General features: G+C 59.7%; 15 protein-coding genes. 8 read left to right on the forward strand and 7 right to left on the reverse strand.

Going from position 1 to position 17498, the window contains the following annotated elements:
- Positions 1 to 8: 8 nt before the first annotated feature.
- A complete protein-coding gene (locus tag CKW25_RS03345) occupies positions 9 to 1040 on the reverse strand; it encodes an amino acid ABC transporter substrate-binding protein (protein ID WP_095077662.1) in 1032 nt (343 codons plus the stop codon).
- Between the two features lie 468 nt (positions 1041 to 1508).
- On the opposite strand from CKW25_RS03345, the gene CKW25_RS03350 reads away from it, so the two are divergent.
- From CKW25_RS03350 to CKW25_RS03370, 5 genes are all read left to right on the forward strand, one after another.
- Positions 1509 to 2165 (forward strand): alpha/beta hydrolase, encoded by a 657-nt coding sequence (locus CKW25_RS03350; RefSeq protein ID WP_095077663.1) that lies wholly within the window; start codon positions 1509 to 1511, stop codon positions 2163 to 2165.
- A 96-nt stretch (positions 2166 to 2261) separates the two neighbouring features.
- The gene (gene rhlB, locus CKW25_RS03355) at positions 2262 to 3737 is read left to right on the forward strand and encodes an ATP-dependent RNA helicase RhlB (RefSeq protein WP_095077664.1); all 1476 of its coding nucleotides are present in this window, start codon (positions 2262 to 2264) and stop codon (positions 3735 to 3737) included.
- 129 nt (positions 3738 to 3866) lie between these two features.
- Entirely contained in the window at positions 3867 to 4826 is a 960-nt protein-coding gene (locus CKW25_RS03360) for an ornithine cyclodeaminase family protein (RefSeq protein WP_095077665.1), read from the forward strand.
- An 18-nt stretch (positions 4827 to 4844) separates the two neighbouring features.
- On the forward strand, positions 4845 to 5972 hold the full coding sequence (locus CKW25_RS03365; RefSeq protein WP_095077666.1) for an FAD-binding oxidoreductase: 1128 nt from the start codon (positions 4845 to 4847) through the stop codon (positions 5970 to 5972).
- An 88-nt stretch (positions 5973 to 6060) separates the two neighbouring features.
- Positions 6061 to 6687, forward strand: coding sequence for a transcriptional regulator (locus tag CKW25_RS03370; RefSeq protein ID WP_095077667.1), 627 nt, complete (start codon positions 6061 to 6063; stop codon positions 6685 to 6687).
- A 42-nt stretch (positions 6688 to 6729) separates the two neighbouring features.
- Here CKW25_RS03370 and CKW25_RS03375 read toward each other — a convergent pair whose 3' ends face one another.
- From CKW25_RS03375 to CKW25_RS03400, 6 genes are all read right to left on the reverse strand, one after another.
- Entirely contained in the window at positions 6730 to 7506 is a 777-nt protein-coding gene (locus CKW25_RS03375) for an ABC transporter substrate-binding protein (RefSeq protein WP_095077668.1), read from the reverse strand.
- Positions 7507 to 7727: 221 nt separating this feature from the next.
- Complete coding sequence (gene moaE, locus CKW25_RS03380; protein WP_095077669.1) at positions 7728 to 8177, reverse strand: molybdopterin synthase catalytic subunit MoaE; 450 nt, start codon at positions 8175 to 8177, stop codon at positions 7728 to 7730.
- Between the two features lie 3 nt (positions 8178 to 8180).
- Entirely contained in the window at positions 8181 to 8423 is a 243-nt protein-coding gene (locus CKW25_RS03385; RefSeq protein WP_095077670.1) for a MoaD/ThiS family protein, read from the reverse strand.
- On the reverse strand, positions 8420 to 8893 hold the full coding sequence (moaC, locus tag CKW25_RS03390; protein WP_095077671.1) for a cyclic pyranopterin monophosphate synthase MoaC: 474 nt from the start codon (positions 8891 to 8893) through the stop codon (positions 8420 to 8422). The genes CKW25_RS03385 and moaC overlap by 4 nt, the downstream gene beginning before the upstream one ends.
- Positions 8894 to 9124: 231 nt before the next feature.
- Positions 9125 to 10519, reverse strand: a complete 1395-nt coding sequence (locus CKW25_RS03395; RefSeq protein ID WP_095077673.1) for a PhoH family protein — start codon at positions 10517 to 10519, stop codon at positions 9125 to 9127.
- Between the two features lie 338 nt (positions 10520 to 10857).
- Positions 10858 to 11982, reverse strand: coding sequence for a polysaccharide deacetylase family protein (locus tag CKW25_RS03400; RefSeq protein WP_095077675.1), 1125 nt, complete (start codon positions 11980 to 11982; stop codon positions 10858 to 10860).
- A 1003-nt stretch (positions 11983 to 12985) separates the two neighbouring features.
- On the opposite strand from CKW25_RS03400, the gene yaaA reads away from it, so the two are divergent.
- The 3 genes from yaaA (at position 12986) to alg8 (ending at position 17479) form a co-directional block, all read left to right on the forward strand.
- The gene (gene yaaA, locus CKW25_RS03405) at positions 12986 to 13765 is read left to right on the forward strand and encodes a peroxide stress protein YaaA (RefSeq protein ID WP_095077677.1); all 780 of its coding nucleotides are present in this window, start codon (positions 12986 to 12988) and stop codon (positions 13763 to 13765) included.
- Positions 13766 to 14578: 813 nt separating this feature from the next.
- Positions 14579 to 15895, forward strand: coding sequence for a nucleotide sugar dehydrogenase (locus CKW25_RS03410; protein ID WP_095077679.1), 1317 nt, complete (start codon positions 14579 to 14581; stop codon positions 15893 to 15895).
- A 102-nt stretch (positions 15896 to 15997) separates the two neighbouring features.
- Complete coding sequence (gene alg8 / locus CKW25_RS03415; protein ID WP_371854610.1) at positions 15998 to 17479, forward strand: mannuronan synthase; 1482 nt, start codon at positions 15998 to 16000, stop codon at positions 17477 to 17479.
- Positions 17480 to 17498 lie beyond the last annotated feature (19 nt).

Here is a 17498-nt window from a genome sequence, read left to right on the forward strand (position 1 = left end):
TAGATCCATCAGCGCACTGGTGGTGCGTATTGAATGCCGCCGTTGTTCCACAGAGCGTTCAGCCCGCGGTCGATTTCCAGCGGAGTGCCCTTGCCGAGGTTCTTCTCGAACACTTCGCCATAGTTGCCGACTTGCTTGACGATCTGCACGACCCAGTCTTTTTTCACTTTCAGGTCTTTGCCGTATTCACCGTCGGTACCCAGCAGACGGGCAACGTCCGGGTTCTTGGTGGCCTTGGCTTCGGCTTCGACGTTCTTCGACGTGATGCCTGCTTCTTCAGCGTTGAGCATGGCGTAGCCAGTCCAGCGCACGATGGCCAGCCACTCGTCGTCGCCGTTACGCACGACCGGGCCCAGCGGCTCCTTGGAAATGGTTTCCGGCAGAACCACGTAGTCCGCAGGCTTTGCCAGCTTGCTGCGCTGGGCGAACAGCTGGGACTTGTCGGAGGTCAGTACGTCGCAACGGCCGGACTCCAGCGACTTGGCGCTTTCATCGGAGGTGTCGAAAGTGATCGGGGTGTATTTCAGACCGTTGCCGCGGAAGTAGTCGGAAACGTTCAGCTCGGTGGTGGTGCCGGCCTGGATGCAGATGGTCGCGCCATCCAGCTCTTTGGCGCTCTTGACCCCCAGCTTGTTGTTTACCAGGAAGCCAATGCCGTCGTAGTAAGTGATGAAGCCAGGAAACTTGAGGCCCATGCCCGAGTCACGGGAGCTGGTCATGGTGGTGTTGCGCGACAGGATGTCAATTTCGCCCGACTGCAGCGCGGTGAAGCGCTCCTTGGCGTTCAACTGACTGAACTTGACCTTGGTCGCATCGCCGAAGACGGCAGCGGCCACGGCACGGCAGTAGTCGGCATCGATACCGACGATCTTGCCGGTGGAGTCCGGAACCGAGAAGCCCGGCAGACCGTCACTCACACCGCACTGTACGAAACCTTTTTTCTGGACCCCATCCAGGGTTGCACCCGCCTGGGCAAACCCACTGACGCCGAGTACCGCGGCCGCAGTCACGACTGCCAGGGTGGATTTCAACATCTTCATTCAAACCTCCAGTTTTGCTCTTGTTGTGTCGGAGCTTGAGTCCTGCCGCACCCTTTTGAGGCGCTGTTGACCCGTGTTGGCTTTTTATAGGGTCAAGCGGCGTCAGACCTTAGCTATGAGTCTAGTAGGAGAAAATCCACATAATGGAAAACTCACTTCTCACCAATCGGCCGAACGGGCTGTAGCCCTTTCTAGTCTGCCAAGCCCGTAGCGGCCTATGGCGAACGTCCATCACCGGATTTATTGCTCTCCCACAGCCAGTCGTACACTGATAGTGTTACCGCCAGGCGCAGGATTGCTTGCACAGGTTTTTGCATAGCAAGCGCCGTACCACACCGGCCGCTTAAGCGGTTCAGTGACAGGTCAAGAGCAAAACTTGCAACCTTGCGACATCTTCTTAACTGATCGACATGCCGTGCACTTTGAGCTCGCACTCAAAGGGAGCGAGCGCACAACAATGGAGCAACCATGACCGAGCCCTTGATTCTTCACCCCGCCAAGCCCGAAGACGCCTGTGTCATCTGGCTTCACGGCCTGGGCGCCGACCGCTATGACTTCCTGCCAGTGGCCGAAGCCCTGCAGGAAACCCTGCAGACCACGCGCTTTGTTTTGCCCCAGGCGCCGACCCGCGCCGTGACCATCAACGGCGGCTACGAGATGCCGAGCTGGTACGACATTCTGGCCATGAGCCCGGCCCGGGCGATCAACCGCGAGCAACTGGATGCGTCGGCACAGCGGGTCATCGATTTGATCGAAGAGCAGCGCGCCAGCGGAATAGACGCCTCGCGGATTTTCCTCGCCGGTTTTTCCCAGGGTGGCGCAGTGGTCTTGCACAGCACGTTCCTCAAATGGCAGGGCCCACTCGGTGGCGTACTTGCCCTCTCCACCTATGCACCAACCTTCAGTGACGAGCTGGAACTTTCCGCCAGCCAACAGCGGATTCCGGTGCTATGCCTGCATGGCCAGTACGACGATGTCGTGCAGAACGCCATGGGCCGCACCGCCTACGAGCACCTGAAGGCCCATGGTGTCACCGTGGCATGGCAGGAATACCCAATGGGTCACGAAGTGTTACCTGAAGAAATTCGCGATATTGGCGTCTGGCTCAGCGAACGTTTGCGCTAGCACACAAACTTCGTGTAGCAGTATGACCAACACACTACGCCGCGCCCGATTCTTGCATTACACTGGCCGGCGTACATTCCTTAACCAATTGATGAGATGACCGTGCTCAAAGCACTCAAGAAAATGTTCGGTAAAAGCGAGGCTGAGCAGCTCGCGCCCAGCTCCAGCGCACCTTCCCCGACTACCAGCAGCCGTACCGACGGTCATCAGCCTGGCCGTGCCGCTGCCGTTGCGGCTCCCCAACACGAGCAGGTGAACCCGCCTGCCAGCGAAGCGGTCGCGCAAAAACCGCACGACGAGCCGGTAAAACCTGCCAAGCCACATCGCGAACGTGCCGCCAAGCCGCCGGTCGTCGCCTGGAAACTCGAGGATTTCGTCGTCGAGCCCCAGGAAGGCAAAACCCGCTTCCACGATTTCAAACTGGCCCCGGAACTGATGCACGCCATCCAGGACCTGGGTTTCCCGTACTGCACGCCGATCCAGGCGCATGTACTGGGCTTCACCCTGGCCGGCCAAGACGCCATCGGTCGCGCCCAGACCGGTACCGGCAAAACCGCCGCGTTCCTGGTCTCGATCATCACCCAACTGCTGCAAACCCCGCCGCCGAAAGAGCGCTACATGGGCGAGCCGCGGGCGCTGATCATCGCCCCCACCCGTGAACTGGTGGTGCAGATCGCCAAGGACGCGGAAAACCTGACCAAGTACACCGGCCTCAACGTGATGACCTTCGTCGGCGGCATGGACTTCGACAAGCAGCTCAAGCACCTCGAGGCCCGCCACTGCGACATCCTCGTGGCCACGCCAGGTCGCCTGCTGGACTTCAACCAGCGCGGCGACGTGCACCTGGACATGGTGGAAGTGATGGTGCTGGACGAAGCCGACCGGATGCTCGACATGGGCTTCATCCCGCAAGTACGCCAGATCATTCGCCAGACCCCACCGAAAAGCGAACGCCAGACCCTGCTGTTCTCCGCGACCTTCACCGAAGACGTGATGAACCTGGCCAAGCAATGGACCACCGACCCGGCCATCGTCGAAATCGAAGCCGAGAATGTGGCCAGCGAGAATGTCGAGCAGCATATCTATGCCGTGGCCGGTGCCGACAAGTACAAGCTGCTCTACAACCTGGTCAACGACAACGGTTGGGAGCGGGTCATGGTCTTCGCCAACCGCAAGGATGAAGTGCGACGCATCGAAGAACGCCTGGTGCGCGATGGCGTCAACGCCGCCCAACTGTCGGGCGACGTACCGCAGCACAAACGCATCAAGACCCTGGAAGGCTTCCGCGAAGGCAAGATCCGCGTGCTGGTGGCCACCGATGTCGCCGGTCGCGGGATTCACATCGACGGCATCAGCCACGTGATCAACTTCACCCTGCCCGAAGTGCCGGACGATTATGTGCACCGCATCGGCCGTACCGGTCGTGCAGGCGCCGACGGCGTGTCCATCAGCTTTGCCGGTGAAGACGACTCCTACCAGCTACCGTCCATCGAGACGCTGCTGGGCCGCAAGATCAGTTGCGAAACCCCGCCGACCCATCTGCTACGCCCCGTAGAGCGCAAGCGCCCGTAAGGTCGCGTGGCAACCAAAGAAGCGCAGCCGGCAACGGACTGCGCTTTTTTTACGCCTGGATATTGCCAATCAGAACAATAAGTCCACAATGGACAAATTAGTTTACTTGCAACGCCATGGAGCCTCCGCATGTCCAGCCTCCCTTTTGTGATCGCCAAACCCCAGGCCCGCGAACTGCTTGATCGCGTCGACGTGCCGCGGATCCTGCGCAAGCTGTTCCGTGACCTCGCCACCGGCCAGGCCGTGCAACCGGCTCAGCAGTTGGTGGAGTTCCCGCAAGGCGCGGGTGACTTCATCAACTACCTCGGGGTGTTGGCCGAAGACGGTGTATACGGGGTGAAAACTTCGCCCTACATCGTGCGCAAGGACGGCGGTCCACTGGTCACTGCCTGGACGTTGTTGATGTCGATGCAGACCGGCCAGCCCTTGATGCTGTGTGATGCCGGCGAGTTGACCACGGCTCGCACCGCCGCCACCACGGCCGTGGCCATTGACACCCTGGCCCGGCCAAACGCGGCACGCCTGGCAATCATTGGCAGCGGCCCGGTAGCACAAGCGCACCTGCACTACGTGAAGCACCTGCGCGAGTGGCAAAGCATCAGTCTCCATTCGCCCAGCCTGGCGAGTTGCAATGCCGAAAAACAGGCTCAATGGATGGCCATCGACCCACGTCTGCAAATAGAACGCAGCCTTGAAGCGGCGATCCTGGACGCCGACGTGATCATGCTCTGCACCTCATCCGCAGGTCCCGTGATCGATCCACGGAACCTCAGCAAGCCGGCGCTGATCACCTCCATCAGCACCAACGCCGCGCGGGCTCACGAAGTGCCGCCAAACTCCCTGGGTGACATGCAGGTCTATTGCGACTATCGCCTGACCACGCCAGGTTCGGCCGGCGAAATGCTGATCGCCAGCGAACAGCATGGTTGGGACAAGTCCTCGATCATCGGCGATCTGGCTGAACTGCTGAGCGAACAGACGCCACGTCCGACCTATGATCGCCCTGTGTTCTTCCGCTCCATCGGGCTGGGCCTGGAAGACATCGCGCTGGCCAATGCCATTTACCATCTACAAAGACATTCAGCCTAAACCTGTAGGGAGAACTCCATGACCCAGGCAGACTTCATCATCATCGGCGGTGGTATCGCCGGTGCTTCCACCGGTTTCTGGCTGTCACAACACGCTCGGGTGATCGTGCTGGAACGTGAATCCCATCCGGCCTACCACTCCACCGGGCGTTCTGCGGCGTTGTACACCGCGGCCTATGGCACGCCGCAAGTGCGGGCGCTGACCCAGGCCAGCCGGGACTTCTTCGACGCACCGCCAACCGGCTTCTGCGAACACCCGCTGCTGACCCCGCGCGGCGAGATGACCGTCGACTTCAGCGGCGATCCGGACGAGCTGAACAACCAGTACCTGAGCGCCAAGGCCACGGTGCCGCAGATGCAATTGCTCAGTGCCGACGAAGCCTGTGCGCGCCTGCCGATCCTGCGTCGAGAAAAAGTCTTTGGTGCGATCTACGATCCGACCGCGACCGATATCGACACCGACGCCTTGCACCAAGGCTACCTGCGCGGCATCCGCCGCAATCAGGGCGAAGTACACACCGACAGTGAAGTGCTGGAGCTGTCCCGGGATGCCGACAATCTCTGGCAGGTAAACACCGCCCACCAGACCTTCAGCGCACCAATCATCATCAATGCCGCCGGCGCCTGGGCCGACCGGCTCGGTGAAATGGCCGGCGCCCCCCCCCTGGGACTGGTCCCCAAGCGTCGCGCCGCGTTTATCTTCGCCGGTCCCGAAGGTGTGGACATCCACAATTGGCCGATGCTGGTCAGCCTCGACGAGTCCTTCTACATGAAGCCGGACGCCGGGATGTTCCTCGGTTCGCCCGCCAATGCCGACCCGGTCGAACCCCACGACGTGCAACCGGAAGAGCTGGACATCGCCATGGGCATCTACCAGATCGAAGAGGCCACCACCCTGACCATTCGCCGCCCTACCCGCACCTGGGCTGGCCTGCGCAGTTTTGTCGGCGATGGCAACCTGATCAGCGGCTTCGACCCCCGGGTGCCCGGACTGTTCTGGGTAGCAGCCCAAGGGGGCTATGGCATCCAGACCTCGCCGGCCATGGGCCAGGCCAGTGCCGCGCTGGCTCGCGGTGAAGCCTTGCCGGAACACCTGCGCCGCTTTGGCCTGAGCACCGAGATGCTGTCCCCTTCCCGCCTCGGCTGACCCCACCGTGGGGTGACGTCCGATCCCGATTGCGGCAAACTTCCAGCGCCCCTGGCTCAAGGGGCGCTGATTGCCTGGAGCAACACCGATGACCCCACCTCTTCAAGATCCTGCCCTGGATAACTTCCGGGCGGTCGCCGACGCCATTGCCACGCTGTTTTTCCCCCACGCCGAGGTGGTGCTGCACGACCTGCGCACGCAGAAAATCGACTACATCGCCAACAACCTGTCCAAACGCGAAGTCGGCGGCGATGCCGCGCTGGAAGACATGCTCAGCGGTGACGTCAGCGAGCGCAACATTGGCCCCTATGAAAAGCTCAATTGGGATGGTCAGAAGATCCGCAGCCTGAGCAGCGTGCTACGCGACAGCGAAGGCCAGCCGATGGCGGTGTTGTGCATCAACCTGAATATTTCACTGCTTGAAAACGCCAAGGCGGCGCTGGACCTGTTTCTGTCGCCGAGCAAGTTGATTCCGCAACCCGATGCGCTGTTTCGCGATGACTGGCAGGAACGGATCAACACCTTCCTCCATAGCTGGCTGCGGGAGCGGCAACTGGGCCTGAACGTGCTGACCCGCGAGCATAAACGCGAGCTGGTGCTGGCGCTGCACGCCGAAGGCGCTTTCAAGGGCAAGAGCGCCTCAAACTATGTGGCCAATGTCCTGAACATGGGCCGGGCGACGGTGTACAAGCATTTGAAGGAATTGAAGGGCTGACATCTATTGTGGCGAGGGAGCTTGCTCCCTCGCCACAGGTCATCATTCGCCGTAGATGTCCGACTTGAAGTAATGCTCGGAAATCTTCTGGTATTGGCCATCGGCCCGAATCGCGTCAATGGCGCTGTTGAGCTGGGTGACCAACTCGGTGTTGCCCTTGCGCACCGCAATCCCCGCCCCCTCGCCCACGTACTTCGGATCCTTGAGCTCCGGGCCAACAAAGGCGTAACCCTTGCCGCGCGGCATCGACAGGAAGTCGCTCAGTGGAATGGTGTCGGCGAAAATGGCATCCAGACGCCCGGCCGCCAGGTCCATGTAGATCTCTTCATTGTTGCTGTAACGCGCCACCTTGACGCCCATGGGCTCGAAGACTTCGGAGGCATAGCGGTCGGTCGTGGTCGCCCGTTGCACACCAATGGTCTTGCCTTTGAGGCTGGCATACTGGTCATCCACCACGGCCCCGTCCTTCATCACCAGCCGCGAGGAGGTGAAGTAGTACTTGTGGGTGAAGTCCACGGACTTCTTGCGGTCTTCGTTAATGGTCATGGACGACAGCGCGGCGTCGATTTTCTTCACTTTGAGGGAAGGAATCAAACCATCGAACTCACCCTCGACCCACTCGCACTTGACCTTCATCTGCGCGCACAGCGCATTGCCGATGTCATAGTCAAAACCGGTGATTTTTCCATCCGAGGTCTTGGAGGCAAACGGCGGATACGCTGCTTCAATCCCCAGGCGCAGGGTTTTCTCGGTGGCGAAAAGGCTGGTAGAGGCCAGCAGACTGAGGGCCAGACCACTGATGAGGGGGAATTTCTTCATATTCGTTTTCTCGCGAGTTGTTGTTGGTTTGGCAAGAGTGAAGAATGAGAAACAGGGAACGCCTTTTTTGTACTTATAATTCCATACTGGACTTTTATGTATTTTACGTCAATCAGGCGAACAGGGGTATTTCGCCCATTGGTCGAGTGAGTGAGTCGAGGGGATTGGAGATCGTGGTGATCGTACCCACGCGGGGGCGTGGGTACGATCAGCGCTGAGCACTACTTCCAGCGATCCGCCGCCGCATGATCACTGTCACGCCCCTGCACCCAACGTGGTCCGTCGCTGGTGTTTTCTTTCTTCCAGAACGGCGCGCGGGTTTTCAGGTAGTCCATGACAAAGGCGCAGGCCTCGAATGCCGCCTCGCGGTGGGCGCTGGCCGCGCCGACGAAGACGATCGGTTCGCCCGGTTCCAGCGCACCAATGCGATGCAGCACTTCAAGCTTGAGCAGCGGCCAGCGCTGCCCAGCTTCCAGGGCAATTTTACCGAGCGCCTTTTCGGTCATGCCCGGATAGTGTTCCAGGAACATCCCGGCCACATCGAGACCGTCATTGAAGTCGCGCACGTAGCCGACAAAACTGACCACCGCGCCGACGCCGACATTGGCGGCATGCATCGCATTGACTTCAGCGCCGGGGTCGAACGCCGTAGGCTGCACGCGAATCGCCATGGCTCAACCTCCCGTCACGGTAGGGAAAAACGCCACTTCATCACCGTCGCTCACCGGCTCGTCGAGCTGGCACAGGTCTTCATTGCGGGCACACATCAGGTTCTGTTCGCTCAGCACCTGGGCACCGTCACGTTGTGCCAACAGCACGCGTACATCGTCGACCGTGGCGAAATCGCCTTCGACCTTCACCGAGTCCACGCCCAGCGCTTCGCGGTAACGGGCAAAAAACTTCACCGTCAGTTTCATTGCCCGGCCACCTGGTAATGCCCGCTCTTGCCTCCGAGCTTTTCCAGCAGGCGCACGGTTTCGATGACCATGCCACGGTCCACGGCCTTGCACATGTCATAGATAGTCAGGGCCGCGACACTGGCAGCGGTCAGCGCTTCCATTTCCACCCCGGTCTGCCCCGCCAGCTTGCAGCGCGCGGTAATCCGCACGGCATCGACCCCTTCGGCACTGAGCTCGACCTTGACGCCCGTCAGCATCAGCGGATGACACAGGGGGATCAGATCGCTGGTTTTCTTCGCGGCCTGAATCCCGGCAATGCGCGCCACGGCGAACACATCGCCCTTGGGGTGACCGCCGCTGACGATCATTTGCAGGGTTTCAGGGAGCATACGCACAAGCGCTTCGGCCGTGGCTTCACGGGACGTCACGGCTTTTTCGGTGACGTCGACCATGTTGGCGCGACCTTGGGAATCGAGATGAGTCAGCACGGGATTACTCCTGATCAGGAGCGTCGATTGTAAACCCGCGGGTCAATTTTTCGCACGCATGATTACACCGCAGGAGCGAGCTTGCTCGCGATGGAGGTCAACGATGACGCGTAAAACCGGATTTACCTCGGTGCTCTCAGGTTTCTCGCGAGCAAACTCGCTCCTACAGGGGTATGGGTGTCGAGTATAAAAAACCGGGCGGCTTTGCGGCCGCCCGGTTCTGATTGACGGTTACAGATGCGATTCGGCGTATTCGGCCAGAATCGAACGTGGCACCCCTTGCAGGGTGATGTGTACACCGTTGGGGAAATCCTTGAAGCGTTCAGTCAGGTAGGTCAGCCCGGAGCTGGTCGCGGACAGGTAAGGGGTGTCGATCTGCGCCAGGTTGCCCAGGCACACCACTTTGGAACCGGCGCCGGCACGGGTGATGATGGTTTTCATCTGGTGCGGCGTGAGGTTCTGGCATTCATCGATCAGGATCAGGCTTTGCTGGAAGCTGCGACCACGGATGTAGTTGAGGGATTTGAACTGCAACGGCACTTTGCTGAGGATGTAGTCGACGCTGCCATGGGTGCTTTCATCATCCATGTGCAAGGCTTCGAGGTTGTCGGTAATGGCGCCCAGCCAGGGTTCCATTTTTTCCGCTTCGGTACCCGGCAGGAAACCGATTTCCTGGTCCAGCCCCTGCACGCTGCGGGTGGCGATGATGCGCCGGTAACGCTTGCTGACCATGGTCTGCTCGATGGCTGCGGCCAGCGCCAGGATGGTTTTACCGGAACCGGCTGCGCCGGACAGGTTGACCAGGTGGATATCCGGGTCGAGCAAGGCATACAGCGCCAGGCTCTGGTAGATATCACGCGGCTTCAGGCCCCAGGCTTCCTGGTGCAACAGCGGTTCCTGGTGCAGGTCCAGAATCAGCAGCTTGTCTTCTTCGATTTCTTTGATCCAGCCGACAAACCCCTGCTCATCGATGATGAACTCGTTGATGTGCACCGCCGGCAGGTTGTCGATCAACTGCACCTGGTGCCAGGTGCGGCCATGGTCCTGACGGGTTTCGACCTTGCTCACACGGTCCCAGAACGAGCCGGTCATGTTGTGGTAGCCGTTAGGCAGCAACGATACGTCGTCGACCAACTGGTCGGTGCTGTAGTCCTCGGCCGCAATCCCGCAGGCCCGCGCCTTGAGCCGCATGTTGATGTCTTTGGTGACCAACACCACAGGCAACTTCGGATCGCGTGCGTGCAGGTCGATCAACTGGTTGATGATAATGTTGTCGTTCAGGTGCTCGGGCAGAATGATGTTCGGCTCGGTGCGCTTGCTCATCAGAATTGACAGCAAACCCTTGGGGCCGCTTTTTCCGCGCTGGATCGGTACACCCTGCTCGACGTCTTCGGGAGAGGCCTCGCCCAGGGTCTTGTCGATCAGGCGAATGGCCTGTCGACATTCGGCCGCAACGCTGTGATGCCCGCTCTTGAGCTTGTCCAGCTCCTCAAGGACGGTCATTGGGATGGCAACGTGGTGTTCTTCGAAGTTCAGGAGCGCGTTTGGATCGTGAATCAATACGTTGGTATCGAGTACATAAAGGATTGGCTGGTTGGAAGAAGAGCTACGTCCGTGATCATCCATACTCGGTCACCTTTGTGGGAGCCAGTCGACGCAATACCATGACAGTGCTGCGCCTCGAAGTGGCCACCGAATTCACCCGTGGGGGCTCCAGGTGAATTGCACACAAGCGGGTCTTGGAAGACGCCACCTGTGTTGCAGGTTTCGGCGGTCTGTCTTCGTAATACTCCAAAACCCGTGACAGAAAAAAGTACTTTGACGCTTTTTTGAAGTTTATTTTTCAGAGCGATAAAAAGCGCTTGGCGCATCGTCCGCACACCGTTAAAGTCGGAAGTCCGCCTGCCTCGAAATCCCTCCTGAAATCACCCCAAGCCCAGTATTTCCAGGGCCTGCGTTTTTTTTCAGCGGAACGTATCCTGACAATCCTCCCAGCCGATCCCGCTTTGCGCCGTGTGCGTCAACAGCCAGGGCATCGCCGTTTTGACCCCATCCTGTTTAGCGTTGAAATTGATCACCCCATGGCGCCACAACAGCATCAGCGTCAGCACCCGCTGTGCGCTTTGCTCACCGGCCAGCTGACGATTGCTGTCCGCAGGATCAATGTCCCAAAGCGCCACCTGCAGCCCCTGGCCCCTGAAGAAACCGGCCGCATCGGCGCGGCGCTGGCCGGTGGGCGGACGGAACAGCGGTACGAAGTTCTCTGGCAGCTTGTTCTTCACCAGCTCGACGCTGCGCGTCACCGAGTACTGCCAGTCCTGCCAGTGACTGTGGGAACGGAACTCCCAGCCCTGCACGCCGATGCACTGCGTTGAATAGAGCGTTTGCAACTCGCCCACCGAGTGTTGCGCCAGACGGTTCTGGATATCACTGCCCAGCACAAAGAAAGTACCGCTCAGCTTCGCCTTGCGCAGGTACTCGGCCAGCCATGGCGTGTTATCCGGTGCGAGGTTGGCGCCGCTGTCGAAACTCAATGCAAAGAGCCGGTCGTTGAGACCATCGCCATTGCGCTCGTGGTCGCCAAACAACGCCACTTCGCTGCCGACCTGTGGAAACAGCGCGGCCTTGCGCAACTGCTCGTCCAGGTAGTGCTCATGAAACTGCCGGCTCGGTTCGGCCCAACGGGTGTAATAGGAGTCCGGGCCCAGCTCGAACTTGGCGGCCTGCTCACGCAGGGTATCCCTGTCCTCCACCAGGAAGCAGAAAGAAGCATCCTGATCGCAGCTCTGCTGCGCGAAGTTGTAATTGACGAGCAGGCGCTGCCACATCCGCTCGCGCAGGGTGTTGATGGCGTCGAGGTTGATCATGCGCAGCCCCAGGCGCTGCTTTAAAGCGGCTTCGTCCAGCGATTCACTGGCCAGTAGCGCCCGGGCGAATGTGAGGATCTCCGCCCGCGAGGCAACATCGAACAGGGTCGGACTGGTCAGTTGTTCTGGCCAGGTACTGCGATCCAGCACGGCCGGCTCGTTGGGCGCGGCAAACGCGCCCGCAGCGACCAGCCAGGCAATAAACAGTAAAGCGATACGCAAAGGGATGTCTCCGTCACAAAACCCGCGCGGCACTATAGCCGATCTGGCCGCCATCCCTGCTGCTACTGTGGCGAGGGAGCTTGCTCGCGCGGGGGTGCGAAGCAGCCCCGAAAACGATCGCAGAGTTCGTTCTGAAAGACCGCAGTCGCTTTGTTGGGGGCGTTTCACGCCCCAGCGCGAGCAAGCTCGCTCGCCACGGGCCTCTCACTCGCTTCAAGCGTTTCTTAACTGAACAGCATTGGGCTCCTGCCCCAGACTGTTTCCACCACCGCCTGTTTGGCGACCGCATCGCCCGAACGCGGATCGGTCGGCGGGAGCAAGCTCCCTCGCAACAAAGACCGGCTCCTGCCCCTAATGCTGTTCAGTTAAGGATAGGGTTGCTCAATACATCCCCCGTGGCGAGCGAGCTTGCTCGCGCTGGGCTGCAGAGCAGCCCCAAAACTATCGTCGAGCTCGCTCTGAAAGACCGCAGTCGCTTTGTTAGGGGCGCTTCACGCCCCAGCGCGAACTTGCTCGCTCGCCACGAGCCTCTCACTCGCTTCAAGCGTTTCTTAACTGAACAGCATTGGGCTCCTGCCCCAGACTGTTTCCACCACCGCCTGTTTGGCGACCGCATCGCCCGAACGCGGATCGGTCGGCGGGAGCAAGCTCCCTCGCAACAAACACCGGCTCCTGTCCCTAATGCTGTTCAGTTAAGGATAGGGTTGCTCAATACATCCCCCGTGGCGAGCGAGCTTGCTCGCGTTGGGCTGCAGAGCAGCCCCAAAAACTGTCGTCGAGTTCGTTCTGAAAGACCGCAGTCGCTTTGTTGGGTGCGCTTCGCGCACCAGCGCGAGCAAGCTCGCTCGCCACGGGTCTCTCACCCGCTTCAAGCCTTTCGTAACTGAACAGCATTGGGCTCCCGCCCCAGACTGTTTCCACCGCCGATCACCTATGAGCTCGATAGCTGGAGTCAAGCAGGACAACCCCCTAGAATCGCCGCACGATTAAAGGAGACGACTTCATGCTGATGGTGATTTCCCCCGCCAAAACTCTCGATTACGAAACACCGCCGGCCACCCAGCGCTTCACTCAGCCGCAATACCTGGACCACTCACAGGAACTGATCCTGCAGCTGCGCGAGCTGACACCGGCGCACATTAGCGAACTGATGCACGTTTCCGACAAGATCGGTGGCCTCAATGCCGCCCGTTTCGGCAGCTGGACCCCGGCCTTCACCCCGGAAAACGCCAAGCAGGCATTGCTGGCGTTCAAGGGCGACGTGTACACCGGGATGAATGCCCAGACCTTCAGCGAAGCCGACTTCGACTATGCCCAGCAGCACCTGCGCATGCTCTCGGGCCTCTACGGCCTGCTGCGCCCACTGGACCTGATGCAGCCGTATCGGCTGGAGATGGGCACCAAGCTGGCCAACGCCCGTGGCAAGGATCTGTATGCCTTCTGGGGCACGCTCATCAGTGAGTGGCTGAATGAAGCACTGGCCGAACAAGGTGACGAGGTACTGCTGAACCTGGCCTCCAACGAGTATTTCTCGGCGGTCAAACGCAGCGCCCTGAACGCCCGGATCATCAACACCGAATTCAAGGACCTGAAGAACGGCCAGTACAAGATCATCAGCTTCTACGCGAAAAAAGCCCGCGGTATGATGAGCCGCTTCGTGATCCAGGAACGCATCGACGACCCCGCAGCACTCAAGCAATTCGACGCACAGGGGTACCGTTACAGCGCCGAACAATCGAAACCCGACCATCTGGTTTTCCTGCGCGATCACACCCCCGAGTAACCCCTCCTCCCGGCGCACGACATTGAGAGATGTGCGTGCGCCCGCAGCCTGTCCGATCCCGCCCCACCACTCGCCAATCGTCATTTTCATGACGCCAAAAACACAGCGCACCTGTTCGCTAACTTTAATTTCACTCGACAACGGTGATTTTTTTCACTAGTGGCACGTGTTTTTTTACCGGTAGTGGCATAAAACTATCCCAGCCAATTAACTCCCCGCCAATAAAGGGCGAAATGGTAAGTGCTATCAATATGAGGGCAGTGCCATCTTTGGCAATATTTCAAGAAATTTCAGATTTCAGGATGAACGGCCATGAACTATCTGAAAATACGCCGCTCATACCACCGGTAACGATTCTCGCAGCGCTTGTACGAGATAACTTACGAACAGTGCCAACCCTATAACCAAGTTGCCACACACAACTTGCGCATCAGGGCCACTGAATCGGGATAACAGTGAACCGCAGGAGAGAACCTAACCTCACTACTCCCATAATGGCCAAGGCTTTGCCCCTGACAGCGTGCTCACCCGGGCACCAAAGTGCTTGAGGTTGCTGGCATTGTGCCGACATTCAAGCGCCACCATTCTGCTGCACCACGACGTCCCGAGGACGCCGGGCTGCATATCAGGGCAAGCCAACATAATCCGGCCAAGTTACGCACAACTTGAGTGCACTTATTTAGACACTCGACATTGAGTATGCCAGCACACGGCATTGTGGCGCCTGCTCGCCTAACTTCCGAGTGCACTTTGACCGCTGAACACTATTAACTTCGGCCATTTAATGGCGTGATATATACAGAGGTAAATGCGATGCGCATCAGCATATTTGGTTTGGGTTACGTCGGCGCAGTATGTGCCGGTTGCCTGTCTGCACGAGGCCACGACGTGGTTGGCGTTGATGTCGCCAAGGACAAGATCGACATGATCAACGCCGGTCGCTCACCGATCGTTGAGCCGGGACTGGGTGAACTTCTGGAACAAGGTATCCAGACCGGTCGCTTGCGGGGCACGACCAACTTCGCCGAGGCGATTCGTGACACCGACCTGTCGATGATCTGCGTCGGTACACCGAGCAAGAAGAACGGCGATCTGGAACTGAACTACATCGAGGCCGTGTGCCGCGAGATCGGTTTTGTCCTGCGCGACAAGACCACCCGCCACACCATTGTCGTGCGCAGCACCGTGTTGCCGGGCACCGTGGCCAATGTAGTGATCCCGATCCTCGAAGACTGCTCCGGCAAAAAGGCCGGCGTCGACTTCGGCGTGGCGGTCAACCCCGAGTTCCTGCGCGAAAGCACCGCGATCAACGACTACGACCAGCCGCCAATGACCGTCATCGGCGAATTCGACAAGGCCTCGGGTGACGTCCTGCAATCGCTGTACGAAGAACTCGATGCACCGATCATCCGCAAGGACATCGCCGTGGCCGAGATGATCAAGTACACCTGCAACGTCTGGCACGCCGTCAAGGTGACCTTCGCCAACGAGATCGGCAACATCGCCAAGGCCGTCGGTGTCGATGGTCGTGAAGTGATGGACGTGGTCTGCCAGGACAAGACCCTCAATCTGTCCCAGTACTACATGCGCCCAGGCTTTGCCTTCGGCGGCTCCTGCCTGCCCAAGGATGTGCGCGCCCTGACCTACCGCGCCGGCACCCTGGACGTAGAAGCACCGCTGCTCAACTCGCTGATGCGCAGTAACGAGTCCCAGGTGCAGAACGCCTTCGACATCGTCAAGAGCCACGACAAACGCAAAGTCGCCCTGCTCGGCCTGAGCTTCAAGGCCGGCACCGACGACCTGCGCGAAAGCCCTCTGGTGGACCTGGCGGAAATGCTGATCGGCAAGGGGTATGACCTGAGCATCTACGACAGCAACGTCGAGTACGCCCGTGTGCACGGTGCGAACAAGGACTACATCGAGTCGAAGATCCCCCACGTCTCGTCCCTGCTCAACGCCGACTTCGACTCGGTGATCGACAACAGCGACGTGATCATCCTGGGCAACCGCGACGAGAAGTTCCGCGCCCTGGCCGAGACCGCGCCGGACGGCAAACAGGTCATCGACCTGGTCGGTTTCATGTCCAAGGCCACCAGCACGATTGGCCGGACTGAAGGCATCTGTTGGTAAGAGCAGCTTCAAGCTTCAAGCGGCAAGCGGCAAGTTCAAAGCTCCTCACTCGAGCCTTGTGGCTTGCCGCTTGGGGCCCCTCCACTCCGACGGATGTTGATTATGCACAGGCTAAAACACGGCCTACTTCAGGCCGCCGGTTGGCTGTTGTTTTTATGTTTGCTGATGGGGCTCGCCCTCGCGTTGCCCGTGTCCACGTTCGACTCCGAATCGAAGGACTTCATTTTCCTGATTGGCGCCGTGGGTATCTGGCGCTACTCGATGGGTGCCACGCACTTTCTGCGCGGCATGCTGTTCCTGTACGTGGTCTACCCGCACCTGCGGCGCAAAGTGCGCAAGCTCGGCAAGACGGCTGACCCGTCACACGTGTACCTGATGGTCACCAGTTTTCGTATCGACGCGCTGACCACCGCGCAGGTCTACAGCTCGGTGATCCGCGAAGCGATCGACTGCGAGTTGCCGACCACCGTGGTCTGCTCCATCGTCGAAATGTCCGATGAACTGCTGGTCAAGAGCCTGTGGAACCGGATGAATCCGCCTGCCCGGGTCAAGCTCGACTTCGTGCGTATTCCCGGCACCGGCAAGCGCGACGGCCTGGCCTACGGTTTCCGCGCCATCTCCCGCCACCTGCCGGATGACCGCGCCGTGGTCGCCGTGATCGATGGCGACACCGTGCTCGGCGAAGGCACGGTGCGCAAGACCGTGCCGTGGTTCCAGCTGTTCGGCAACGTCGGCGGCCTGACCACCAACGAGTTCTGCGAAGTGCGCGGCGGCTACATCATGAGCGAATGGCACAAGCTGCGTTTCGCCCAGCGTCACATCAACATGTGCTCGATGGCCCTGTCCAAGCGCGTGTTGACCATGACCGGGCGCATGTCGGTGTTCCGTGCCACCGTAGTCACCAACCCGGAATTCATCGCCGACGTGGAAAGCGACTCGCTGCAACACTGGCGCCTGGGTCGTTTCAAGTTCCTCACCGGCGACGACAAGTCGAGCTGGTTCAGCCTGATGCGCCTGGGCTACGACACTTTCTACGTGCCCGATGCCGCGATCAACACCGTTGAACACCCTCCGGAAAAGAGCTTCATCAAGGCCAGTCGCAAGCTGATGTTCCGCTGGTACGGCAACAACCTGCGGCAGAACTCCCGCGCCCTGGGGCTGGGGATGAAGCGCCTGGGCCTGTTCACCTCGGTGGTGCTGTTCGACCAGCGCGTATCGATGTGGACCTCGTTGCTGGGCCTGACCGTAGCGCTGATTGCCAGCTTCAAGTACGGCACCGCCTTCATCCTGGTGTACCTGCTGTGGATCGGTATCACCCGCCTGATCCTGACCCTGCTGCTGTCCTGCTCGGGGCACCGGATCGGTCCGGCCTACCCAGCCATTCTCTATTACAACCAGATCGTCGGCGCGCTGGTGAAGATCTACGTGTTCTTCCGCCTCGACCAACAGTCCTGGACTCGCCAGCCCACTTCCCTGACCCGTGATCTGGCCAGCTTTCAACGTTGGTTCAACACCTGGTCGTCTCGGACCATGACCTTCTCCGCCGGCAGTATTTTCGTCGCCGTGCTGCTGATGATGGTCTGAACCGCCTTGCCTGAATTAA

Origin of the sequence: Pseudomonas sp. Irchel s3h17 (genome assembly GCF_900187505.1) — a bacterium.
Taxonomy (GTDB): domain Bacteria; phylum Pseudomonadota; class Gammaproteobacteria; order Pseudomonadales; family Pseudomonadaceae; genus Aquipseudomonas.